Origin of the sequence: Mesorhizobium erdmanii, assembly GCF_013170725.1 — a bacterium.
Taxonomy (GTDB): domain Bacteria; phylum Pseudomonadota; class Alphaproteobacteria; order Rhizobiales; family Rhizobiaceae; genus Mesorhizobium; species Mesorhizobium erdmanii.
This window is the reverse complement of sequence record NZ_CP033361.1, coordinates 1,372,336-1,396,188: the sequence shown is the minus strand read 5'-3', so window position 1 is coordinate 1,396,188 and position 23,853 is coordinate 1,372,336. Positions and strand designations below refer to the sequence as shown.

Genomic DNA, 23,853 nt, shown 5'->3' with positions numbered 1-23,853 from the left:
CGTCGCTGCGCTACTGCGTGCCGGCGGTGGCTTCGCCGATCAGCTTGTTGATGGTCGCCTGGTCGGCCTCGACGGGCTTGACCTCATCGCCTTCCTTCACCAGCTCCTGACCGGCAACAATGATGCGCGCATCGGCCGGGATGCCGCCAAGCACGAGGCCGGTCGGCGTGTCGTCGACGAGGTCGATCGGGAAGAACGCCACCTTGTTGTCCTTGCCGACGGCGCGGATGCCGAGATCGCCCTTGTCGCCCAGCGTCACCACCGAACGCGGCAAAAGCACCGCGTCGGTCGGCAGCGCGCTGAGCTGGATTTCCGCCGTCATGCCGGCCGGCACCGAGCCGTCGCCATTTGGAATGGCGACCTCGATACGGAAGGTGCGGGTCGCCGACGACGCATCGCGGCTGATGTAGCGCACCGTGCCTTCGACCGTCTGGCCGCCGACCAGCCGCACATTGGCCTTGTCGCCGAGCTTGAGGTAGCCGAGGTCGCGCTCGCTGATCTCGCCGCGCGCGATCACCGGATCGAGCTTGAGGATGGTCGCCACCTCGCCGCCCTGCATGACGGAGCTGCCGAGTTCCACCGGTACCCGGTCGATGACGCCGTCGAATGGCGCCTTGACTTCGTTACGGTCTAGCTCGGCCTGGGCGGTATCGAGCTGCGACTGCGCCAGGGTCAGATTGGAGCGCGCGGTGTCGAGTTGCAGCTTGGGCAGGTTTCCGGTTTTCATCAGCCGCAGGGCTGCGTCCAGCTCTGCCTGGCGTTGCGCCACAAGCTGCTTGGCGTTGTCGACCATCGAGATCTTATCTTCCGCCGCGAGCATCAGCACCAGGTCGCCGGTCTTGACGTGATCGCCCTGCTTGACCGGCAGCTTGTCGATGACGCCGGCGACACGCGTTGCCAGCACCGCGCGCTTGTCGGCCTCGGTCAGCCCGGAAATGCGGATGGCGCGCGCATAGGTCTTACGCGGCGGCGTCACCACCGCGACGGTGCGCAACGTCGCCTTCGGTTCGGCTTCCGCCGCCTTCGGCTTGCTCGCGTCCGGCGCCTTGCCCTGCTCAACTTCGGCCGCCTTGGCTTTGTTCGCCGCTACGCTGCCGACCGACGAGAACTCGCCTGTCGCCATCCACGCAGCGAAACCGATGAGCACAACAATGGCTGCAAGCTTGTGAAACCTGATTTTAGGCATCGTCATTTTTCCACTGCGGGTTCGGCCAGCACCGCGCCTTGATGACGCGGGCGCGTCGCCGATATGGGTGCGCGCCTGACCGTGTTCAAATTGCCGTGATAGGCGAGCGCGCTTCTACATCAAAGTTGCACCGCAATATAGTCCGAAAGTTGCAGCAGCATTGCGTGACCGGGCAAGGTGTGGCCGCCGGGAAACGGTTCTCGATCTGCTAAAATACTGGTTCAGCGGCCTCGCAGCCAGCTCACGATCCGCCTTTACTCACCAGCCTCGAACGACTGATCTTTCATTGCCGACGGACAGCGCGATGCACGCCGGGATGGAGCCGTCATCCTCGCTGGATACTTTACGAGGATACCATTTCGAGGAACGGGCCAGAAAATTTTCGGCCAGCGAAACAATATCGAAGCGCGGCTTCGTGAAGTTGGCCAATACATTGAGATTCCTCGCAAAAATCCAAGGCGCGCCAATCAGGCGAGGTTCTCCGAGGCAGGTCGCCGGCATAGGGTCCGGCGCAGCGAGGCGTCGACACGCTGCCGCACGGAATGTCGGGGATCGGAAAGGCCCACCGGTTCGCGATGCACCACGAGCACAATGCGGCTGCGTAAACCCGGACTATTTTCCGTGCCGGTCGCAGAGGTTGGTGTGGACCGCTCCGCGCACCATTGTCCAGCCATGCCGTGCGACAGCGCGCAACGTCGCTGGCAGCAGGCGTCAGCATGATGAAGCCTCCCACACACGCGAAGGTTGTCGACCCGCCGGATCGCCGGATTGCCAGGCGCCATCCAATGACAGCGGGCGCCGGCGGGTTCAGGCCCGGCGGCGCTCCGCCTCCGGGTTCTTGCGCGCGGCAAGAAACTCCTTGACCCGACGGCCGGGTGCTGGACCACGCACCGGCTTGTAGCCATCGCCGAGTTCGCCCGAGAGATCCAGCGTCGGCCGCTTGCCGACGGCGTCGTAGTTTTCCTCCAGCCAGTCACTGGCGGCGGTGCGGCCGAGATCTCTGAGATAGCTCAGGAACGCCCATTCGGCATTGACCTTGGACGAAGCCGACAGATCCTTGAACGCCTCGTCGGCATCGATGCGGTGCATGCGGATGTCGCGGTATTCGCCATGCGGCAGGCGGCCGGCGGCGATCAGTTCCTTGACGAAGGCGATCGACCGGAATTCGCGCAACAGCCCCGCGTTGAAGGTGATCTCGTCGATCCGATTCTGGATCTCGTTGGCGCTCTTTGGCGTGCCCTCGCGCACCACCGGATTGATCTGCACCAAAAGCACATCCTCGGTCGCCGCCGACTTGAAGAACGGGAACAGCGCCGGATTGCCGCCATAGCCGCCATCCCAATAGGGTACGCCCTTGATCTCGACGGCGCGGAACAGTTGCGGCAGGCAGGCCGAGGCCATCACCGTGTCGAGGTCGATCTCGCCGTCGGAGAAAACCCGCAACTGCCCGGTCTCGACATTGGTGGCGGAGATGAACAGCTCCATCGACTTGCAGGCACGGACATTCTTGAAGTCGATCTCCTGCTCCACCACATCGCGCAGCGGATTGAGGCCGAGCGGGTTGGCGACATAGGGCGAGAACACCCGAGACATGGTGTCGAAGACGACGTAGCCCGGCGTGTTCTCGATCGACCAATTGCCCCAGGCGACGTCCCACGGCATCCGTTGCACCGGACTGAACCGGCCTTTCGCCGCCACGGCACGCCAGAAATCATCCAGCTTCTTGCGCGCCCCGTCGACACCGCCGCGCACATATCCGTCGGCCAGCGCCACGGCGTTCATGGCGCCAGCGCTGGTGCCGGAGACGGCCGATATCTCCAGCCTGCCATCCTCCAGCAGCCGGTCGAGCACACCCCAGGAAAAGGCGCCGTGCGAGCCGCCGCCCTGAAGCGCGATGTTGATCCTCTTCTTTTCCTCCGCCTTGCCGTTCTTCGTCATGGCGTTCCTGTCATGCTGATGCGCCAAGCTGCCCTCACGTCATTGAAAGGAAGCAACTGCCGGCGACCTATGTTGCAGTGCAGCATATAAGGACGGACCAAGGCAAGAACACGAACACGGTCGCGTGATCACATGAAATTTCGGTCATGCGGAAAAGCTCCTCCGCTTCAAGCGGAGGAGCTGGCGTCTCGAATCGGCAGGGAAGCCTAAGCGACCAGATCCGTCACCGGACCGACATAGCGCGATTGCGGACGGATCAGCCGTCCGGTCGTCTGCTGCTCGCGCGCATGCGCGATCCATCCGGCAACGCGGCCGGCGGCAAAGACGTTGCTGAAAGCCTGCGGCGGAAAACCCGCCGCTTCCAGCACCAGCGCGGTGTAGAACTCGACATTGGTCTGCAGCGAGCGCTGCGGCTTGGCGATCCGCAGCACCTCGAGCGCCGTCTGCTCGACCTCTTCGGCGAAAGCCAGCCGTCGGCCGGTCTCACCCTCGCCGCCGAGCTGCCGCACAACCGCTTTGAGCACATCGGCGCGCGGATCGCGCACGCGGTAGATGCGATGGCCGAAACCCATGATGCGCCTGCCATGCGCGATCTCGTCGCGCAGCCAGCCGGCCGCGTCGCCATGCGCCTCGATCGCGTCGAGCATTTCGATGACCGGGCCGGGCGCGCCTCCATGCAGCGGCCCCTTGAGCGCGCCTAGACCTGCCAGCACCGACGAAGTCAGCCCGGCCAATGTCGAAGCGACGACGCGGGTGGCGAAGGTCGAGGCGTTGAGACCATGGTCGCAGACGGTCACCAGATAGGTGTCGAGCGCCTTTGCCGTCGCCGGCGATGGAACGGAACCCCTGAGCATCCGCAGCATGTCGACGGCATGACCAGCCTTGTCGTCCGGCGCCACCGGCTGCTCACCGCGCCGCAGGCGCAGCAGAGCAGGCGTCAGCACCGCCGGCGCCGCGATCAGCCGTAAGGCGTCCGTCAGTGTCTCGCCGTCGGGCAAAAGAGCCATCCCGGCGCGCATGGCGCTGTAAACGTCAAGCGGCGCCAGCAAGGTCAGCGAAGGCAGGAGCCGGTCGAACACCTCGACGCGGGCCTCGCCGAGCCTCGTCGCCAGTTCGGCATCATCAGGCAGATCCTCGAAGAAGCCATCGAGCAGCAGGCGCACCACTTGCGGATAATTCCATCGTCCGGCCAGTTCCGGCAGCGAATGGCCGCGGATCGTCAGGCGGCCGCCCAGGCCATCCACGTCGGACAGCACGGTTTCGGCCGCCACCACATCATCGAGCCCATTCGCCATGGCCTTGTCTCCTTGAAGCTTTTGCGGATCGGAGATAGAGCTAGGCAAAGCGATCATCAATCTTGATCAATAGAATCAATATCAAGGCCAGAAATGTCGGAATGGTTGTCGCGGGAGGAGGCGCTGGAGAGGCTCAAGGTGCGGCCGCAGACGCTCTATGCCTATGTCAGCCGCGGGCGCATCGGCATGCGCCCGGACCGCGCCGATCCGCGCCGTAGCGAATATCGCGCCGACGATATTGCAGCACTTGCAACGCGCAGGGCACGCGGACGCAGCCCCTCGGCCATCGCCGAAAGCGCCATTGCCTGGGGTGAGCCGTCGATCGTCACCGCGGTCTCGACCGTTTGGCACGGCCAGCTCATCTATCGCGGCCAGGACGCCGCCGCGCTGTCCGACCATGCCACGTTGGAGGAGACTGCCAGCGTGCTTTGGACCCTCCCTGAACCGGTCCATTTCGAGGCGCCTGCGCCGGATGCACCGCATCAGTTCGGCCGCGCCCAGGCTTTTACGCAACTCGCCCTGCTCGCCGGCCAGGGGCGACCTTCGCTTGGGCGCAGCGCCGCCTCGCTGTGCGTTGACGCCGCGCGCGCAATCGGCACGCTCGCCGGCGCCCTTGGCGCCTCGGCGGGACCGGATCCGGTGCATCGGCGACTGGCGCGGGGCTGGTCGGTCGATGATGGCGGCGCCGAAGCGATCCGCCGCGCCCTCGTGCTGCTCGCCGATCACGAACTCAACGCCTCGACCTTCGCCGCCCGCGTCGCGGCCTCGACCGGCGCCTCGCCAGCCGCTTGCCTGCTGGCGGGCCTCGCGACACTTTCGGGCCCGCGGCACGGTGGGGCCGGCGAAGCCGTGATGCAGTTGGCGGAGGATGCGGCGCGCCACGGCGCCGATGCCACGATCCGGCGCTGGCTCGGCCATGACCGGCCGCTGCCTGGGTTCGGCCATCAGCTTTATCCCGAGGGCGATCCCCGGGCCACGGCGCTTCTGTCGGCCATCGGCAATACCGACGAGACCTTGCGCGCACTGGAAGCGGCCGCCACTGCCGCGACCGGCGCCCGCCCGAACATCGATTTTACCTTGGCCGTGCTGACGCGCGGCCTCGGCCTGCCGCGCGATGCGCCCTTCCATTTGTTCGCGCTCGGACGCAGCGTCGGCTGGGCCGCGCACATGGTCGAACAGATCGTCAGCGGCAGCATCATCCGGCCGCGCGGCCGCTATGAGGGGCTGTTGCCCTGACGGCGTGTGAAGCCGTCAGGTGGAGCTGGCGTTGGCCCCGAACCGCGCCCGGTACGCGGCGGGCGTGGTCGAGAACTGCTGACGAAAGTGATGCCGTAACGTCGCAGCCGCGCCAAATCCGGCCGTCTCGGCAATCCGTTCGATCGGCATATCAGTGTCTTCCAGTAGCGTGCGCGCCCGCGAAAGCCGTTCCGAAAGCAGCCAGCGCGCCGGCGTGACGCCGGTTGCGGCCGCGAACCGGCGCAGAAATGTCCGCTCGCTCATCCCGGCCAGGCCGGCCAGGATGGCGACGGGATAATCGGCGGAAATATCGGCGCGCATCCTGTCGATCAACGGTCCAAGCCGGCTGCGTTCATGGATCTCGGGAACCGAGCTCTCGACATATTGCGCCTGGCCGCCATCCCGATGTGGCGGCACGACCAGGCGGCGCGCCACCATGTTGGCCGCCTTGGTGCCGAAGTCGCGCCGGACCAGGTGCAGGCACAGATCGATGCCGGCAGCACTTCCGGCCGATGTCAGCACGCTTCCCTCATCGATATACAAGACGTCCGGGACCACGGCGATGTCGGGATACATCTCCCTCAGCCTCTCGCTGTAGCGCCAATGCGTGGTCGCCTTCTTGCCTGCGAGCAGGCCGGCCGCGGCAAGCACGAAGACGCCCGAGCAGATGGACAGGATACGAGCGCCCCGCGCGTTGGCCTTGCGAAGCGCTTCGATCAGCAATGGCGGCACCGGACAATCCACGCCGCGCCATCCAGGCACGATCACCGTGCCGGCCTCGCCGATCAGATCGGGTCCGCCATCGGCGACGATGCGCACGCCGCCCATCGCGCGCATTTCACCGGCATCTATGCCGGCGACGGCGAAGCGGTACCAATCCGCGCCCATCTCCGGCCTGGGCAAGGCGAACATCTCGGCCGCCACGCCAAATTCGAACGTGCACAGCCCGTCATAGGCAACGGCAACGACAAGCCGATTGGCAAGAGGTGAACTGATGGGACGCGGATTGGCAAGGGGCATATTTGGCATGATCTTGACGATATATGGCAAAGCTGCCAGCTGCAATCGCCTGGCCCGCTGCGCTACCCCAGATCCATCAGCAGATGGAGACGAGCTCCATCAGAGATGGGGACGCCTAATGAGCTACGTGACAGACATACCGGCGGCATCTCCGGAGATTGCCCGCGACCATTTCCTGCACCGGCTTTCGGTCAAGACCGACTGTTCCGACGTCGCCGCCACTCTACGCACCGGCGAGCCGGACTTTGTGCTGCTGCATGTGGTCGGTTCGCCGCAAGCCTATGAGCGCCGCCATGTGCCGGGCGCACTCCACCTGCCGCACCGTGAGATTTCGGCCGGGCGGATGGCGGAATGGCCGGCAGGCACGCTGTTCGTGGTTTATTGCGCCGGCCCGCATTGCAATGGCGCGGATCGGGCAGCCTTCAAACTGGCCAGCCTCGGCTTGCCGGTCAAGATCATGATCGGTGGCATTTCAGGCTGGCAGGACGAAGAGCTTCCCTTCGCCTCGGGCAAGGAGCCCGGTACTCTGCGGGCATGATCCAAACGCGGAGCCCGGCGGGCAGACCGGCAGCGCTTATCGTGCGGCCGTTCAAGCGGCGGGATGTCGGCGCGGTGCTCGTCCTAGTGCGGACGCTGGCAAGGGCCGGATCTGGCCAAGCCTTGCCGGCTGACCAGCCGGCTCACGACATCGTGTCGAGCTTGCGCTGCATGGCCGCGATCTGATCCTTCAGCTGTTGCAGATCGTCGGGCTTTTCGGGCTGCGCTTCCTTCCTGGCCGGTTCGGCGGGGGCCGCGGCCGGCGCTGAGCCCGCGGGCGGAAACGGTGTGAACAGCCGCATCGCGTTCTGGAACATTTCCATGTTGCGTCGCGTCTGCTCTTCCAGCGCCTTCATCGGCGTCGCCATCTTCATGACGTCGAGCGGCGACTTGCCGATGGCGCCCTTCATCTGCTCGCGGAACCGCTCCTGTTCCTTGGAAAAGGCGATCATCGACTGTTCGAGGAAGCTCGGCACGATCATCTGCATCTGGTCGCCATAGAAGGCGATCAACTGGCGCAGAAACGGGATCGGCAGCATGTTCTGCCCATCCTTGTTCTCAAGCTCGAAAATGATCTGTGTCAGCACCGGATGCGTGATGTCGTCACCGGTCTTGGCATCCTGGACGGTGAACTCCTCGCCCTTCTTGACCATTTCGGCCAGATCCTCGAGCGTCACATACGTGCTCGTCCCCGTATTATAGAGGCGGCGATTGGCGTATTTCTTGATAATAATCGGGTCGTCTTTTGCGGCCATCTGCATCCTCCCCGGACACCGGCGCGCCTGAGTAAGCAGCCGGTAACGATTGCGCCCTCTTTGAGGATATGCGCAAAAGCCTCATAATTCCAAGCAGTTTGTGCAGTGCGGGATCACATAATGCTGCATAGCAGGCAAAATATGCTGCGCAGCAGCGGCCAGCCCGCCGGTACTGCGCCACGCGCCCCTGCTTGCCGCGCATGGGCGCCATGCCGATTTCCGGTTTGACTTGGGATTGGGAAAGGGCAAGAAAAGTCCTCAACGACAGAACAACATCCTTGAAGTCTGGAGAAGAAAATGTCCGATTCCATCGTCATTGCCAGCGCCGCGCGCACGGCTGTCGGCTCCTTCAACGGCGCGTTTGCCGCCACGCCGGCGCATGAGCTCGGCGCCGTCGTCATCAAGGAACTTTTGTCGCGCGCCGGTGTCGAGGCGGCCGACGTGGACGAGGTCATCCTCGGCCAGGTGCTGACCGCGGCCCAGGGGCAGAACCCCGCCCGACAGGCCTCGATTCTGGCCGGCCTGCCCAAGGAGACCACCGCCTGGGGCCTCAATCAGGTTTGCGGCTCGGGCCTGCGCGCCATCGCGCTCGGCATGCAGCAGATCGCCACGGGCGATGCCAAGGTGATCATTGCCGGCGGCCAGGAGTCGATGTCGCTGTCGCCGCACGCCGAACATCTGCGCGCCGGCGTCAAGATGGGTGACTACAAGATGATCGACACCATGATCAAGGACGGGCTGTGGGATGCCTTCAACGGCTATCACATGGGCAACACCGCCGAGAACGTCGCCCGCCAGTTCCAGATCACCCGCGACGACCAGGACCAGTTCGCGCTGGCCTCGCAGAACAAGGCCGAGGCGGCGCAGAAGGCCGGCAAGTTCAAGGACGAGATCGTCGCCTTCACCATCAAGGGCCGGAAGGGCGACACCATTGTCGACCAGGACGAGTACATCCGCCACGGCGCGACGCTGGATGCCATGACCAAGCTGAAGCCGGCCTTCGACAAGGAAGGCACCGTGACCGCCGCCAACGCTTCCGGCATCAATGATGGCGCGGCCGGCGCGCTGTTGATGAGCGAAGCCGAAGCCGCAAGGCGCGGCATCACGCCGCTGGCGCGCATCGCCTCCTGGGCAACCGCCGGCGTCGACCCGGCGATCATGGGCACCGGCCCGATCCCGGCTTCGAAGCGCGCGCTGGAGAAGGCTGGCTGGTCGGTCGGCGATCTCGATCTGGTCGAAGCCAACGAGGCTTTCGCCGCGCAGGCTTGCGCGGTCAACAAGGGTATGGGCTGGGATCCCTCGATCGTCAACGTCAACGGCGGCGCCATCGCCATCGGCCATCCGATCGGCGCTTCCGGCGCCCGCATCTTCAACACGCTGGTCTTCGAGATGCGGCGCCGCGGCGCCAAGAAGGGCCTCGCCACATTATGCATCGGCGGCGGCATGGGCGTCGCCCTGTGCGTGGAAGCGCTCTGACAAATCCTTGACGGGCGGCGCGAGCCGCCCGTTTCATATCCAGTGCCTGCCAAGCCCGACAACAGGGCGATATCAAAAGGGGAAACGCATGACCAAGGTAGCAATCGTCACCGGCGGATCGCGAGGCATTGGCGCGGCGATCTCGATCGCTTTGAAGAACGCCGGCTATTCGGTCGCCGCGAACTACGCCGGCAACGATGAGGCGGCGGCGAAGTTCAAGGCCGAAACCGGCATTCCGGTCTACAAATGGTCGGTCGCCGACTACGACGCTTGCGCCGCGGGCATCAAACAGGTCGAGGCCGATCTCGGCCCGGTCTCGGTGCTAGTCAACAACGCCGGCATCACCCGTGACGCCATGTTCCACAAATTGACGCGCGAGCAGTGGAAGGAGGTCATCGACACCAATTTGTCGGGCGTCTTCAACATGACGCACCCGCTTTGGGGCGGCATGCGCGACCGCAAATACGGCCGCGTCATCACCATCTCCTCGATCAACGGCCAGAAGGGCCAGGCCGGCCAGGTCAATTATTCCGCCGCCAAGGCCGGCGACATCGGCTTCTCCAAGGCACTGGCCCAGGAGGGGGCTCGCGCCGGAATCACCGTCAACGTCATCTGCCCGGGCTATATCGCCACCGAGATGGTCAAGGCGATCGACGAGAAGGTGCTCAACGAGCGCATCCTGCCGCAGATTCCGGTCGGCCGCCTTGGCGAACCGGAAGAGATCGCCCGCTGCGTCGTCTTCCTCGCTTCGCAGGATGCCGGTTTCATCACCGGCTCGACCATCACGGCCAATGGTGGACAGTACTTCGCCTGACGTCCGGCGGCCTCAGCCTGTCGCGAACGGACCGGGGAACCGGTCCGTCTTCATTCGATGCGCGGCCGCCACAAAAGGTCCGCTGCGGCGCAATGCCCCAATCCGGCACGCAAAGGTTAATGGCGGCAGCGCCATCTGTGCGAACCCTGTGATCAAGCCTGTGGATTGTCGGTGGATAAGCTGTTCACAACACCACATATTGGAGGAACAAAACGGGAAAATATCGCTGGCGCCGTTTTGTCGCCGATTTGTTCTGGCTTTGAGCGGAAGTTAACATTAATGGCCAGGAATCGCTCGGAACTCCTTAACACTCAATTCAGAAAGATTAACAATTTCATAATCTTGCGCAAAAGGCATCGAGCCGTTTCCGTCATTCTCCGGCAAAGCTTAACGGCATGGCCGGCCAAGCACAAAACGGGCCAATTCCGCGATTCAGCATGTGGTGAGAGTCAGGGTCCGAAAATCCATATGTAGCCGTGAACAAAAGCGGAATCTCGGTGAGTCAGCGATTCGTCGCCGATTCGTTCCAGACTCGTTCCAACTGTTAAGCAGCGACTTATTTGCGGATAGAAGCGAGCGTCCCAGCTAGCTGCCGGAACATTCCGCTTTCGCTTCGCGCCCGAAATCCCTATGTGTCGCCTGTCATACGCGCCGCCCAGGCACGCTCCCGACAACGAGTGGCCAGAAAGCCTTATTTCCGAGCCGATGAACATCCAGCCGAAACACACCCAGCCGCTGATCCTGTCGGGGCGCGACGTGACCGCCGTGCTTGGGCCGACCAACACCGGCAAGACCCATCTCGCCATCGAGCGCATGGTGGCGCACGAAACGGGTGTGATCGGCCTGCCGCTCAGGCTGCTGGCGCGGGAAGTCTACACCCGCGTCTGCGAAAAGGTCGGTGCCCACAAGGTGGCGCTGATCACCGGCGAGGAGAAGATCCAGCCGCCAGGCGCGAAGTATTCCGTCTGCACCGTCGAGGCCATGCCACGTGAGACGGATGCCGCTTTCGTCGCCATCGACGAAGTACAGCTTGCCGGCGACCTCGAGCGCGGCCACATCTTCACCGACCGCATCCTTCACTTGCGCGGCCGCCAGGAGACGCTGCTGCTTGGTGCCGCCACCATGCACGGCATCCTGCAGCGCCTGCTGAAGGGCGTCTCGGTGGTGACGCGGCCGAGGCTGTCGCATCTCGCCTATGCCGGTTCCAAGAAACTGACCCGGCTGCCGCGCCGCACCGCGATCGTCGCCTTCTCCGCCGACGAGGTCTACGCGATTGCCGAGCTGATCCGGCGCCAGCAGGGCGGTGCGGCCGTCGTGCTCGGCGCGCTCTCGCCGCGCACCCGCAACGCCCAGGTGGCGCTGTTCCAGTCGGGCGATGTCGACTATCTTATCGCTACCGATGCCATCGGCATGGGCCTCAACCTCGATCTCGACCACGTCGCCTTCGCCCAGAACCGCAAATTCGACGGCTACCAGTACCGCAATCTGACGGCGGCCGAGCTTGGCCAGATCGCCGGCCGTGCCGGCCGGCATCTGCGCGACGGCACCTTTGGCGTCACCGGCCAGGTCGACCCGCTCGACGAAGAGCTGGTCAAGAAGATCGAAGGCCATGACTTCGATCCGGTGAAGGTGCTGCAGTGGCGCACGGCACAGTTCGATTTCGCCAGCCTCGATGCGCTGAAGCGCTCGATCGAGACCAACGCGCCGGTCGAGGGCCTGACGCGCGCGCTGCCCGCCGTCGATGCACAGGCGCTCGAATATTTGTCGCGCGATAGCGATATCCGCGCGCAGGCCACCGATGCCAAGCGCGTGGCGCTGCTCTGGGAAGCCTGCGCGCTGCCCGACTACCGCAAGATCGCGCCGGCCCAGCACGCCGATCTCATCGCCTCGATCTACATGGACCTCGTCCGCCACGGCCATGTCGACGAAAACTACATGGCAGAGCAGGTGCGCCGCGCCGACACCACCGAGGGCGACATCGACACGCTGTCGCACCGCATCGCCCAAATCCGCACCTGGACATTCGTGTCGAACCGGCCTGGCTGGCTGGCCGATCAGGCACACTGGCAGGAAAAGACGCGCGAAATCGAAGACAGATTGTCGGATGCGCTGCATGAGCGGTTGACGAAACGCTTTGTAGACCGCAGGACTTCCGTCCTCATGCGGCGCCTTAGAGAAAATACCATGCCTGAAGCCGAAATCAGTCCTACCGGAACCGTCCTTGTCGAAGGCCACCATGTCGGCGAGTTGCAGGGGTTCCGCTTCACCGCCGACCAGACCGCAGGCGGCGAAGACGCCAAGGCCGTACGCACGGCCGCGCAAAAGGCGCTGGCCGCCGAATTCGAGGCGCGCGCCGAACGCTTCGGCGCCTGCGCCAATGGCGACCTGGCGCTTGGCTCGGACGGCACGCTGCGCTGGATCGGCGCGCCGATCGGCACGCTGGTTTCCGGCGAGGACGCGCTGAAGCCGCGCCTCGTATTGCTGGCCGACGAACAGTTGACCGGCCCGGCGCGCGACAAGGTCGCCGCGCGCGCCGAACGTTTCGTCAATTTCCAGATCGAAACGCTGCTGAAGCCGCTGGTCGACCTGAAGAATGCCGAGCAGATCTCCGGTATCGGCCGCGGCATCGCCTTCCAACTGGTCGAGAATTTCGGCGTCATCAACCGCCGCGACATCGCCGAGGAGATGAAGTCGCTCGACCAGGAAGGCCGTGCGGCGCTGCGCCGGCTCGGCGTGCGCTTTGGCGCCTACCATGTCTTCGTGCCGGCACTGATCAAACCCAACCCCGCCGGGCTGGTGACCTTGCTGTGGGCGCTGATGAACGATGGCAAGGACAAGCCGGGTTTCGGCGACGTCGTCCACGCGCTGGCGTCGGGCCGCACGTCGGTGGTCATCGATCCGGCCTTCGACAAGGCCTTCTACAAGCTCGCCGGTTACCGCAACCTCGGCCGCCGCGCCGTGCGCATCGACATATTGGAGCGGCTGGCGGATCTTATCCGTCCGGCGACCAACTGGAAGCCTGGCCTCGGCCAGCGGCCGGACGGCGCCTATGACGGCCAGTCCTTCATGGTGACGCCGCCGATGATGTCGATCCTCGGCGCCACCGCCGACGACATGGAAGAAATCCTCAGGGGTCTCGGCTATCGCTCCGAGCCGAAGCCGGCCGCCGAAGTCAAGGCACGGCTCGAGGCGCAGGACAATGCCGCGCGGGAAGCCGCCGCGGCCAAGCTCGCGGCGGAAGAAGCCGCTCGCGCCGAGCAGGCCAAGGCCGCGGAGGCAGCCGCAACGGATACGGCCGCGGAAGCCGCGGTCGAGAGCTCGGAATCGGCTGCCGTCGAAGCCACCGTTGACGTTCCGGCGGAAGCCGTCGCGGAAGCGGCTGCGGAGCCCGCCGCGGAAGAGCAGCCGGACGCTCCCGCCGAGGCCGTGGAGGAGCCTGCAGCGGAGGCCGTCGCCGAAGCCGCTGCGGAACCTGCTCCCGAGCCCGAGGCGGAAGCCGAGCCCGTCGAGGCCGCGCCAGTGGAACCGGTTTCCGAGGCTTCGCCGGCGACGGAGGCGGTTTCGGGCGAGCCTGCCGCGGTGGCCGAAGCGGCCGCCGGCGAGCCCGCTGCCGAAGCTCCCAAGCCGATCCTGTTGTGGCGCCAGGGTCGTTTCGAACAGCGCCCCCGCCATCACGAAGGCCGCAACAACCGCCAGCGCAACGGACAAGGCCGTGGCCGAGGCAATGCACCAGCCGATGCTGGTGGCGCACCGGCCTCTTCTGGTCCCGGAGAACGGCCCGCCCAGGAAGGGCGGCGCGACGGCGCCGGCAAGCCGCGCTTCGACCGTTCGAAGTTCAAGCCCAAGCCTCAGGGTGAAGGTGAACAGCGCCGTGACGGCCGCCCGCAGGGCGAGCGTCCCGAGCGCCGCGAAGGCCGGCCCGACTGGAAGGGCGGCAGGCCCGACGGCAAGGGCGGTCCTGATCGCGGCAAGGGCGGCGCCAAGCCAGCCTTCCAGCCGAAGCCGCGCGAGGAACGTCCGGTACGCTTCGACCCGGACTCGCCCTTCGCCAAGCTCGCCGCCTTGCGCGACCAATTGAAGAAGTAATGCATGTCGCCGATAACGACATGCATGGACCAAAGACCTGAAGCGCGTCGCAGACGCGACACGCTTTAAGCTCGGTTCGTTCGATGGTTGCTGAAGGCCGCCAGCGCATCGACAAATGGCTGTTCTTCTCGCGCGCGGTGAAATCGCGTTCGCTGGCGGCCAAGCTCGTCGTCGCCGGACGCGTGCGCATCAATCGCGACAAAGCAGCGCAGGCCTCCGATCTGGTCAAGCCGGGCGACGTGCTGACCATCACGCTCGACCGGCGTATCTTCGTCTGGAAAGTGCTCGGCGCCGGTGTGCGGCGTGGCCCGGCGGAGGAAGCCCGCACCCTCTATGAGGACATGTCGCCGCCGCCCACGCCGAAGGGCGAGGCGCTTCCCGACGCTATCCCGGCCCTGCGCGAGGCCGGCAGCGGCCGTCCGACCAAGAGAGAACGCCGCCAGACCGACCGCTTGCTTGGCGAAGAGTAAGGCATGCCGCTCGTGACGCGGCTGGGCAATGTGGCACAAGATGCGGATGCGGGACAGAACAGAACCCGGCAAACAACGCGCTCCACTCGACATCACGCATCCTTGGAGCGCTTGCCGCTTGGAATTCCATTCCGGAAACGCCGAGGCCGCCAGGCATGGCAACCCTTGCAAGCGACTGACAAAGGCGTTACCTCACGGAAAAAGCCCAACAAAACTGGCCCATTCAAGCTGGGACGTCCCGGAGCCGATCGATGACCTATGTCGTGACCGACAATTGCATCAAATGCAAATATATGGACTGCATCGAGGTCTGTCCGGTCGACTGTTTCTATGAAGGCGAAAACATGCTCGTCATCCATCCCGACGAGTGCATCGACTGTGGCGTCTGCGAGCCCGAATGCCCCGCCGACGCCATCAAGCCCGACACCGAGCCCGGCCTCGACAAATGGCTCCAGATCAACACCGAATACGCCGAGAAATGGCCCAACATCACCGCCAAGAAGGAGCCGCCGGCAGACGCCAAGACCTTCGATGGCGAGGCCGGCAAGTTCGAGAAATACTTCTCCGCCGAACCCGGCGAAGGCGATTGACAATACGGCCGTAAAGGCTTGTATGACGTTGCGTAACAGGCGCGCGGGATTATCCGCCTTGACAGGCGGCGCTGACCTGTGGCCTTCGCGAACTCAGCAAAACCTTGATTCTTCCGACTTTTTGTGTTACATCAGCGAAACATGCCGGTGACACAACGTCGATTTATGGCGCAGACGCCCCAAATCACTGAAAGGTGAGAAACCCATTCCGGACCAGAGCGATCTGGGCCAGGCGATCGCAATCATGCGGTTTGCCGGTCCCGGCTTTTCCGGTGGGTTCATCTGTTGTGCGGCTAACGGTCGGTGACCCCGATCGCACGAGTTCAGCCGGCACCGCCGCCGGCCCACAACAAGGAGTTCAGGGCGTAATGGCAACGATCACCCCGCAGAAGAAGTCCACCGGTGCGCGTCACGGTTTCAAGACCGGCGAATACATCGTCTATCCGGCGCACGGCGTCGGCCAGATCGTGTCGATCGACGAGCAGGAAGTGGCGGGTCACAAGCTGGAACTGTTTGTCATCGACTTCCAGAAGGACAAGATGCGCCTGAAGGTGCCGGTCGCCAAGGCGACCTCCATCGGCATGCGCAAGCTGTCGGAAGAGGATTATGTCGAGCGCGCGCTGAAGGTCGTGCAGGGCCGTGCCCGCGTCAAGCGCACCATGTGGTCGCGCCGCGCCCAGGAATACGATGCCAAGATCAATTCGGGTGACCTGATCTCGATCTCGGAAGTCGTGCGCGACCTCTACCGCGCCGACAACCAGCCGGAGCAGTCCTATTCCGAGCGTCAGCTCTATGAGGCGGCGCTCGACCGCATGGCCCGCGAGATCGCGGCCGTCAACCGCATGTCGGAAACCGAAGCGGTGCGCCTGATCGAGGTCAACCTGAACAAGGGCCCTAAGCGTGGCGCCAAGGCCGACAATGAAGAAGCCGAGCAGGAAGAAGCTGCCTGAGCTTTTTCAACTCTGAGTTTGAAAAACCCGGCCTCGCGCCGGGTTTTTTGTTGCTCGGACAAGCAAGGGGCGCACCTAATTTAAGCCTGACCGCCGCTTTCCTTCTCGGCTTCCTGCTTCAGCGTCGCGATGAAGCGCTTGGTCCGTTCACGCTCCGGGTTGCCGAACAAAGTGGCCGACGGCCCCTGCTCGACAATGACGCCGGCATCGAGGAACACCGCTTCCTGGGCGATCTTGGAGGCAAGCCGCAGGTCATGCGTCGCCATCACCATGGTCGTGCCTTCGCTAGCGAGCTTGCCAAGCACATCGACCACTTCTTGCGCCAGTTCCGGATCAAGCGCCGAGGTCGGTTCGTCGCACAGCAGCACCTTCGGCGACGGGGCGAGAGCCCGGGCGATCGCCACGCGTTGCTGCTGGCCACCCGACAGCGTCGCCGGCCAGGCATCGGCCTTATGCGCCATCCCGACCTTTTCCAGCAGCGCGAGCGCCCGCTCGCGAGCCCTCTCGGGCGACCACTTCAGCACTGTGACCAGGCCTTCCATGACATTCTCGATCGCGGTCCGGTGCGGGAACAGCTGGAAATTCTGGAACACCATGCCGGTCTGCAGGCGTAACCGCCTGATATCCCCGGCCGGCACTTTGACGCCCGGGCGGAACTCGAGCGTCTCGTCGCCGATCCGCACCGTGCCCGAGGTCGGAATCTCCAAGAGATTGATGCAGCGCAAGAGCGTGCTTTTCCCGCCGCCCGAAGGGCCGACAAGGGCGGTGACGCTGCCTTCGGCGATGGCGACGGTCACGCCCTTCAGCACGAGATTGTCACCGAAGCGTTTTTCGATGTTGCCGAGGCCGATCATGCGCGCGCCTCCAGGAAGCCGCCATAGCGGTTGAGCCGGGTTTCCAGCCGCGTCTGCAAGGCCGAAAGCACCGAGCTCAGCGCCAGATAGAGGATCGCCGCCTCGACATAGAGGATCAACGGCTCGTAGGTGGTGGCGACGATGCGCTGCGCAGCCTGGAACATTTCCGGCACGGTGATGGCGGCGGCCAGCGACGTGTCCTTGACCAGCGAGATGAAGGTGTTGGAGAGTGGCGGCACCGCGACCCGTCCGGCTTGCGGAAGGATGGTGCGCCGCATCGCCTGGCTCCAGGTCATGCCGATCGAATAGGCGGCCTCCCACTGGCCTTTCGGTACCGAGCCGATGGCCGCGCGGATGATTTCCGACGTGTAGGCACCGATGTTGAGCGTGAAGCCGATCAGCGCCGCGGTAAAAGCGTCGAGCAGGATGCCGACCGATGGCAGGCCGTAGAAGATCAGAAACAGCTGCACCAGAAGCGGCGTGCCGCGAAAGATCCAGACATAGAAGCGCACCAGCATGACCAGCGGCCTTGGTCCGAACAGCCGGCCGAGCGCTGCACCCAGGCCAACCGTCAAGCCAAGGACGAAGGACAACAGCGTCAACGGCACGGTGAAGATCAAAGCGGCCCAGAGCAGCGAAGGCAGCGACTCCAGCATCAGTTGCAGCCAGTGCGGCACGAAAGACCCTCCGGATTAGTGCAAGTCGCCCAAAAGTGACTTCGGTCTTGGGGAACCGACATGCGTATAAACAACGACCTAAAGCGCGTCGTATCAATCGGTTTCGACGCCACGCGCTTTAGTCGAAACCGCGTCGTCGAAATGCGAATGCGTCAGCCATATCACGACAAAAGCGGCGAGCCGTCAAAGACGCTCGCCGCTGGATACGCCGCGGGACCGGAACCGGCCCGCCTCGAAAAGGCTACTTCGAAACGTCCTGGCCGAAATAGGTGTCGGCGATCTTCTGATAAGTGCCGTCAGCCTTGATATCGGCCAGCGCCTTGTTGATGGCGGCGACCAGTTCCGGGTCGCCCTTGCGCACGATGACACCGGAATAGTCGGCGTTGTCCTCTTGCGCGGCGATCTTCACATTGGCGTCGGGCTTGTGCTTCTTGAAGTCGAGAAACGACAGGCTGTCATTGATGGTGGCGTCGGCGCGGCCGGTCAAAAGCAGCTGGATCGACTGGTCGAAGCCGTCGGTGCCGACCAGCTCCGCACCGTTGGACTCGGCCAGCTTGCCGAAGTTCGAGGTCAGCGACTGGGCCGACTTCTTGCCTTTGAGATCGGCGAAGGTCTTGATGTCGGTGTTGTCGCCGCGCACGATCAGCACCGCCTTGGAGGCAATGTAGGGATCGGAGAAATCATACTTGGCCTTGCGCGCGTCGGTGATGCCGACCTCGTTGATGACGGCGTCATAACGGCTGACGTCGAGCCCGGCGATCAGCCCGTCCCACTTGCCTTCGAGGAATTCAGCCTTGACGCCGAGCTTGTCGGCAATCGCCTTGGCGATCTCGACATCGAAGCCGACCAGGGCGCCGGAAGCGTCATGGTAGGTGAACGGTGCATAGGTGCCTTCCGTGCCGACCTTGAACACGCCGGCCTGCTTGATCTGGTCGAGGTTGGCGCCGGCATGGCCTGCTGTGACAGCCAGGGCCTGCAGCGTTCCGGCTACGATAAGCGACTTGAGCCATTTCATCTTTTTGTGATCCCGTCCTTGGCCTGATATCCGGCCTGTTGTGAGGGTTGGAAAATGACAGATGAGAGGCAAAAGAATAAGGAACCAGATTTCAAAAACAAAGAAGTCCAGAAACCAAATTCTCCAAAAGCGATTTTTTGCAGCGCTTGAACGCCTCTGGCAACTTCATCGAAATCGCCCGGACGGCATCACCCGCCTGCCCGCGCCAGCGGAACCTTTCCCGCGCATGGCAGTTTTGGCTGTTCTAGGGCGCGATGCCGCGATTTCAACCGGTCCCCCGCCAAGTTCGTAACGTCAGTCATATCGCCTGAGCCAGGGAGCGCCTCATGATGGAAGACACGGCAGGACGGATCATGGTCCGGGCGGCAATGAGGGCTCCCTACCTCGAACGCGACGAGGAACATCGGCTTGCCTTGCTCTGGAAAGACGACAACGACCAGAACGCGTTGCACAGCATCACCGTCGCCCATATGCGGCTGGTCATTTCCATGGCCTCGAAATTCCGCCACTACGGCCTGCCGCTCGGCGACCTGATCCAGGAAGGCCATGTCGGCCTGCTGGAAGCCGCCGCCCGTTTCGAGCCCGAGCGGGAAGTGCGGTTTTCGACCTATGCGACGTGGTGGATCCGCGCCTCGATGCAGGATTACATCCTGCGCAACTGGTCGATCGTGCGCGGTGGCACCAGTTCGGCGCAGAAAGCTCTGTTCTTCAACCTGCGGCGGTTGCGTGCCCGGCTGGCGAATGGCCCAGAGCCGCTCTCCAACACAACCCTCTACCGGGAGGTGTCGGTGGCGCTTGGCGTCTCCGAGGCCGATGTGGCGATGATGGATTCGCGGCTGTCGGCGCCCGACTCCTCACTGAACGCGCCGCTCGCAGACGATACGGGCGCTACCGAGCGAATGGATTTTCTAGTGTCGGACGACCCCCTGCCCGACGAGATCGTCGGCGACAAGATCGACGTCGCGCGCCGCTCGCTTTGGCTGAAAGAGGCGCTTCATGCGCTGAACGCGCGCGAACTCAGGATCATCGAGGAACGCCGGCTGAACGACGACGGCGCCACGCTCGAAGCACTCGGCGAGACGCTCGGCATTTCCAAGGAACGCGTCCGCCAGATCGAGGCCCGCGCCATGGAGAAACTCAAGGTTGCGCTGGTCAAGCAGAACCCGGAATTCATGGCGACAGCCGCCTGACGGTAAAACAGAGACACAAGAGCAAAAGTATCAGATTTATCTCAAATAAAATATGTAACCCTCTCGGTGACATATTTAGAGATGTGGAATGTGATTTCTCTAACAGAGAAAATCATGGCAAAAAGTCCTTTCTGGCTACCAGACCCTAACAAAGGTGGGTTTTGCCATGCTAAGGCGCTACGCGTTCCTTGCTGCCTTGATCCTCGTGAGCCTCTCGACATTCGACGCTCGCGCCGATCGAAGGATTGCACTCGTGATCGGCAATTCGCAGTATCGGGAAATCCCGGCGCTCAAGAATCCCGACAAGGATGCTGAGGACGTTTCGAATACGTTCCGGCAGGCCGGTTTCGACGTGTTCGTCGCCAAGGATGTGACCAAGCTCCAATTCGAAGAGAAGTTCCGCAACTATCTGGCCGCCGCCGACGGCGCCGATCTCGCCGTCGTCTATTATTCCGGCCATGGCTTTCAGATCGGAGGTGAGAATTTCCTGATTCCGGTTGACGCGTCGTTGACGGATGCGGCCGACATGGAGGTCCAGACGATCAGACTCAACGACGTGCTGCAGCAATTGCGCACTAAGTCGAAGATCCAGGTGATCATCCTCGATGCCTGCCGCAACGATCCGTTCCCGCGCAAGGACTACTGGCTGCGCGACCAATTGATCGTCTCCGGCGGGACCGGGTTGGCGCAGGTAACAGGCTCGCAGAATGCACTGATTGCGTTTGCCACCGAGCCCGGAGCCGTCGCTTATGACGGGTCCGGCGATCTTAGCCCCTTCTCATCCGCCTTTTCCCGCCGCGCCCTGGCGCCGAACCAGGAAATCCAATCCGTCATGGCCGCCGTGCGCCGGGATGTGGTCAAGGCGACCAATGGCAGGCAGGTTCCGTGGGAGAACTCCTCGCTGATCGATGACGTCGTGCTAATGCGCGCGCCGGGGCAATCGACGCTGCCGGCGCCCGACGCCCAGCAAAACCAGCAGGTGGTGGAGCGCGGAATCCGGGTCGCCACTGCCGCCGAAGCTCTCGATAATCGTGACATCAATATCCCGGTCGGCGTCGGTCCGGTTGCGCTGAAGCTGGATTTTCCTGCCAAGAATGACTCGATCAGCCTCAAACTCGCTGGCTATCCGGCAGTTGGAACGCTGTCCCTGCCGGATCGCGTCCTGTCGCCGCAGTCAAGCCTGATGGCTGCTGAGGTCGGCCAATTGCGCTACGAGCCTCAGATCGGCTCGGCGGCTCCCGTCGAAATTGACTTTCAGATACGCGCCGGCAACGCATCGAAACGCGCGACGATGAAGCTGTCTCCCAGCGTAGACGCCTGCGACCAGGCCGCCGGCGAGCCGCTCGACCCGCAAGGCGTCGTCTCCGGCCGGTTAGAGAACGAGATCGCGGACGGCGCGGTCGGCGCCTGCAAGGCGGCGGTGAGAGCTTATCCCGATATCGCCCGCTTCCGTTACCAACTCGGGCGGGCGCTGCTGGTCGCCGGCAACATCGACGAGGCCAGGAAGGCTATCCAGGAGGCATCCGACAAGGGACACGTCCGCGCCATCTACGAACTCGGCCACCTCGCCTCCTCGGGAATAGGGGGGGTCGTGAATGCCACCCAAGGGAATGGCTTCTATTCGCAGGCGTCCGACAGGGGCGACCCCTACGCCATGAATGCGTGGGGCCACGCCCTGTTCAATGGCGTCGGCGTCCAGCGCGATACCGGCAAAGGGCTTGACCTCATGCTAACGGCAGCAGCGATGGGGAATATCAGCGCCATGAATGATCTTGCGATGATCTTCAACGAAGGTCGCAATGGCGTGCCCGCCGATCCGGCCCGTGCTCTGGCTTTCCTCAAGGCCGGCATCGAACGGCAAGAGGCTTATTCGATGGGCATTCTCGGTCTTGCGCCCAAGCGAAGCACGGTGACGGTCGCGGCGTGTACGCCCAAGGTGGTGACGAAAATCATCACGAAGATAAAGCTGATCCGTACACCTGTGCCAAAAGCGCCGCCGCCGAAGATCGCCAAGCCAAGGGTTCCGATTGTGCCAGGGGAAACCGGATCAGCACCCTGGCGTGGCGGCAATAGCGGCGACCACGACTCCAACACCGGCGGTGGCGGCAATCCCGGATGACGACAGCGACGCCATCGCCGCACCGTCCGAACAGGCAGTGTCGAAGCTGATTGTTCCGCAGCCGGCTGAACGCCGGCACCGACTTACTTGTCGGTGACGATCTTGACCTTGTCGCCGGCCGAAACCGCGGCACCCGGCGACAGCGCGTTCAGCACCCGGAACAGGTCGAGCTTGCGGTCGACGCCTACCATCTGCGCGGCGAGCGAGCCCATGGTCTGCCCGGGCTGCACGGTGAGCACGCGGATGTGCAGCGGCTTCAAGGCCGCCTTTTCGGCAGGACTGAGGATACGGAACGAACCGCTGACAGAACGCGCCACCGTCTCCAGTGAGGTGCTGGCCGAGGGTGCCGCGGTCAAGAGCCGGTAGACCTGGCCGCCGGCGCGGATCACCGCGATGTCGAACTGCCAGCCTTCGGCGCCGGCATGCGCGGTCGCGGCCTCGTTTCCGTTGATGGTTTCCTGCTTGACGCTGCTGTCGTCGAGGCCGGCCACCCAGCCGCTTCTGATATAGTCGGTCAAAGCGCGGTTCTTGTCGATCGAAACGCCGTCGAAGCGGATCGCGATGTCGCCTGGCCCGGTCGCCGTCACCGCTGCCGCCGAATTGTCGATGATGAAACCGTCCGGCACCGTGAACGACACGCCTAGGCCCGGATGCAGGAAGGTCTCGCCGCGCACATAGCCTTCTTCCGGCGTGTCGCCATAGAGCAGCCCGTCTATGCCGGCCAGAAAGGAATCGCGGTCGCGCGTGCCGACGCCGGGCGCGCCGAACTGGCGGGCATGGCGTTGCGCCAGGTCGATGCGCTGCGGCGTGTTGGGGTGCGTTGCCAGGAAGTCGAGGCTGGCGTCGGTGGCGCCTGATATCGAGCGGAAATCGGTATAGGCCGACATGGACTGCAGGAAGCGGCCGGCGGCATAAGGATCATATCCGGCTTCGCCGATCGACTTGATGCCGATGGCGTCGGCCTCCAGTTCCTGATTGCGCGAGAACTGCGCCAGCCGGAGCTTGCCGCGGATCAGTGCCGCCTTGGCGGTCGGGCTGTCGCCCAGCACATCCGAGACCACCTTGGTCGCCAGGCCCTCCTCGGCCTCGAGCTGCTGGCGTTGCAGGCCGTGATTGGCGGTGACGTGGCCCATCTCATGCGCGATGACGGCAGCGAGTTCGGACGAATCGTTGGCCAGCGCCAGCAGACCGCGCGTGATGTAGAGATACCCGCCGGGCAACGCGAAGGCGTTGACGTTGGGCGAATTGAGGATGGTGATGCGATAGGTCTGGGTCGGGTTGGCCGACACCACGGTCAGATTGCCGACCACCTTGGCGACCATGCGCTCGAGCTTGGGATCTGAATACTCGCCGCCATAGGTGGCCAGGATGCGCGGATGCTGCGCCTTGGCCATCTCGGCAAGCTTGCTGTTGGCGACGACATTGTCGACAGTGATCGGCTTGTCGGATGGCTGGAAGCCCGATTCCTGGACGTCCGGCGGCGTGAACATCTGGCAACTTGCCAGCGCCACGGCCAAGCCGGCCAGCGTCATGAAGCGCGCCAGCGGATTCCTTCTTGATCTGTCAGTGCCGATCGCCAGAACGGCTTCCTTTCAGGTCCCGGCGCATGACCACGAAAATCGGGGGATCCTCGGAACCTGTCATG

Annotated in this window: 20 protein-coding genes; 10 read left to right on the top strand and 10 right to left on the bottom strand. The window is 63.9% G+C overall.

The window, feature by feature from the left end:
- Positions 1-10: 10 nt before the first annotated feature.
- The 4 genes from EB233_RS06660 to EB233_RS06645 form a co-directional block, all read right to left on the bottom strand.
- A complete protein-coding gene (locus EB233_RS06660; RefSeq protein ID WP_081294105.1) occupies positions 11-1,186 on the bottom strand; it encodes an efflux RND transporter periplasmic adaptor subunit in 1,176 nt (391 codons plus the stop codon).
- Positions 1,187-1,444: 258 nt separating this feature from the next.
- A complete protein-coding gene (locus EB233_RS06655; protein ID WP_155765362.1) occupies positions 1,445-1,687 on the bottom strand; it encodes a hypothetical protein in 243 nt (80 codons plus the stop codon).
- Between the two features lie 306 nt (positions 1,688-1,993).
- Positions 1,994-3,124 (bottom strand): patatin-like phospholipase family protein, encoded by a 1,131-nt coding sequence (locus tag EB233_RS06650; protein WP_064989879.1) that lies wholly within the window; start codon positions 3,122-3,124, stop codon positions 1,994-1,996.
- Positions 3,125-3,330: 206 nt separating this feature from the next.
- Entirely contained in the window at positions 3,331-4,419 is a 1,089-nt protein-coding gene (locus tag EB233_RS06645; protein WP_064989925.1) for a citrate synthase/methylcitrate synthase, read from the bottom strand.
- 93 nt (positions 4,420-4,512) lie between these two features.
- Here EB233_RS06645 and EB233_RS06640 point away from each other — a divergent pair, with 93 nt between their 5' ends.
- Positions 4,513-5,655, top strand: coding sequence for a citrate synthase (locus EB233_RS06640; RefSeq protein WP_064989878.1), 1,143 nt, complete (start codon positions 4,513-4,515; stop codon positions 5,653-5,655).
- A gap of 15 nt (positions 5,656-5,670) precedes the next feature.
- Here the strand turns inward: EB233_RS06640 and ftrA are convergent, their stop codons facing one another.
- Complete coding sequence (gene ftrA, locus EB233_RS06635; protein ID WP_064989924.1) at positions 5,671-6,684, bottom strand: transcriptional regulator FtrA; 1,014 nt, start codon at positions 6,682-6,684, stop codon at positions 5,671-5,673.
- 109 nt (positions 6,685-6,793) lie between these two features.
- On the opposite strand from ftrA, the gene EB233_RS06630 reads away from it, so the two are divergent.
- Positions 6,794-7,213 (top strand): rhodanese-like domain-containing protein, encoded by a 420-nt coding sequence (locus tag EB233_RS06630; protein ID WP_064989877.1) that lies wholly within the window; start codon positions 6,794-6,796, stop codon positions 7,211-7,213.
- 142 nt (positions 7,214-7,355) lie between these two features.
- Here the strand turns inward: EB233_RS06630 and phaR are convergent, their stop codons facing one another.
- Positions 7,356-7,967 carry a polyhydroxyalkanoate synthesis repressor PhaR gene (gene phaR / locus EB233_RS06625; protein WP_064989876.1) on the bottom strand — a complete coding sequence of 204 codons (612 nt, stop codon included), beginning with the start codon at positions 7,965-7,967 and terminating at the stop codon, positions 7,356-7,358.
- A gap of 297 nt (positions 7,968-8,264) precedes the next feature.
- Here phaR and EB233_RS06620 point away from each other — a divergent pair, with 297 nt between their 5' ends.
- From EB233_RS06620 to EB233_RS06595, 6 genes are all read left to right on the top strand, one after another.
- A complete protein-coding gene (locus EB233_RS06620) occupies positions 8,265-9,443 on the top strand; it encodes an acetyl-CoA C-acetyltransferase (RefSeq protein WP_064989875.1) in 1,179 nt (392 codons plus the stop codon).
- An 88-nt stretch (positions 9,444-9,531) separates the two neighbouring features.
- Positions 9,532-10,257 (top strand): acetoacetyl-CoA reductase, encoded by a 726-nt coding sequence (gene phbB, locus EB233_RS06615; RefSeq protein ID WP_064989874.1) that lies wholly within the window; start codon positions 9,532-9,534, stop codon positions 10,255-10,257.
- Positions 10,258-10,962: 705 nt separating this feature from the next.
- Positions 10,963-14,343, top strand: a complete 3,381-nt coding sequence (locus EB233_RS06610; RefSeq protein ID WP_064989873.1) for a helicase-related protein — start codon at positions 10,963-10,965, stop codon at positions 14,341-14,343.
- A gap of 83 nt (positions 14,344-14,426) precedes the next feature.
- The gene (locus EB233_RS06605; RefSeq protein ID WP_064989872.1) at positions 14,427-14,813 is read left to right on the top strand and encodes an RNA-binding S4 domain-containing protein; all 387 of its coding nucleotides are present in this window, start codon (positions 14,427-14,429) and stop codon (positions 14,811-14,813) included.
- Between the two features lie 251 nt (positions 14,814-15,064).
- Entirely contained in the window at positions 15,065-15,403 is a 339-nt protein-coding gene (fdxA, locus tag EB233_RS06600) for a ferredoxin FdxA (protein WP_008873823.1), read from the top strand.
- A 368-nt stretch (positions 15,404-15,771) separates the two neighbouring features.
- Positions 15,772-16,353 carry a CarD family transcriptional regulator gene (locus tag EB233_RS06595; RefSeq protein ID WP_010911999.1) on the top strand — a complete coding sequence of 194 codons (582 nt, stop codon included), beginning with the start codon at positions 15,772-15,774 and terminating at the stop codon, positions 16,351-16,353.
- An 80-nt stretch (positions 16,354-16,433) separates the two neighbouring features.
- Here the strand turns inward: EB233_RS06595 and EB233_RS06590 are convergent, their stop codons facing one another.
- The 3 genes from EB233_RS06590 to EB233_RS06580 all read right to left on the bottom strand — a co-directional run bounded on the left by EB233_RS06590 (position 16,434) and on the right by EB233_RS06580 (position 18,899).
- Positions 16,434-17,207, bottom strand: coding sequence for an amino acid ABC transporter ATP-binding protein (locus tag EB233_RS06590; RefSeq protein WP_064989871.1), 774 nt, complete (start codon positions 17,205-17,207; stop codon positions 16,434-16,436).
- On the bottom strand, positions 17,204-17,884 hold the full coding sequence (locus EB233_RS06585) for an amino acid ABC transporter permease (RefSeq protein WP_064989870.1): 681 nt from the start codon (positions 17,882-17,884) through the stop codon (positions 17,204-17,206). The genes EB233_RS06590 and EB233_RS06585 overlap by 4 nt, the downstream gene beginning before the upstream one ends.
- A 241-nt stretch (positions 17,885-18,125) precedes the next feature.
- A complete protein-coding gene (locus EB233_RS06580; protein WP_027053884.1) occupies positions 18,126-18,899 on the bottom strand; it encodes an amino acid ABC transporter substrate-binding protein in 774 nt (257 codons plus the stop codon).
- 326 nt (positions 18,900-19,225) lie between these two features.
- Here EB233_RS06580 and EB233_RS06575 point away from each other — a divergent pair, with 326 nt between their 5' ends.
- A complete protein-coding gene (locus tag EB233_RS06575) occupies positions 19,226-20,089 on the top strand; it encodes an RNA polymerase factor sigma-32 (protein WP_064989869.1) in 864 nt (287 codons plus the stop codon).
- A gap of 253 nt (positions 20,090-20,342) precedes the next feature.
- Positions 20,343-22,208: a caspase family protein gene (locus tag EB233_RS06570; protein ID WP_244277692.1), complete on the top strand. Its 1,866-nt coding sequence runs from the start codon at positions 20,343-20,345 to the stop codon at positions 22,206-22,208.
- Between the two features lie 83 nt (positions 22,209-22,291).
- On the opposite strand, the gene EB233_RS06565 is transcribed toward EB233_RS06570, so the two are convergent.
- The gene (locus EB233_RS06565; RefSeq protein ID WP_064989867.1) at positions 22,292-23,740 is read right to left on the bottom strand and encodes a M48 family metalloprotease; all 1,449 of its coding nucleotides are present in this window, start codon (positions 23,738-23,740) and stop codon (positions 22,292-22,294) included.
- Positions 23,741-23,853: the final 113 nt, after the last annotated feature.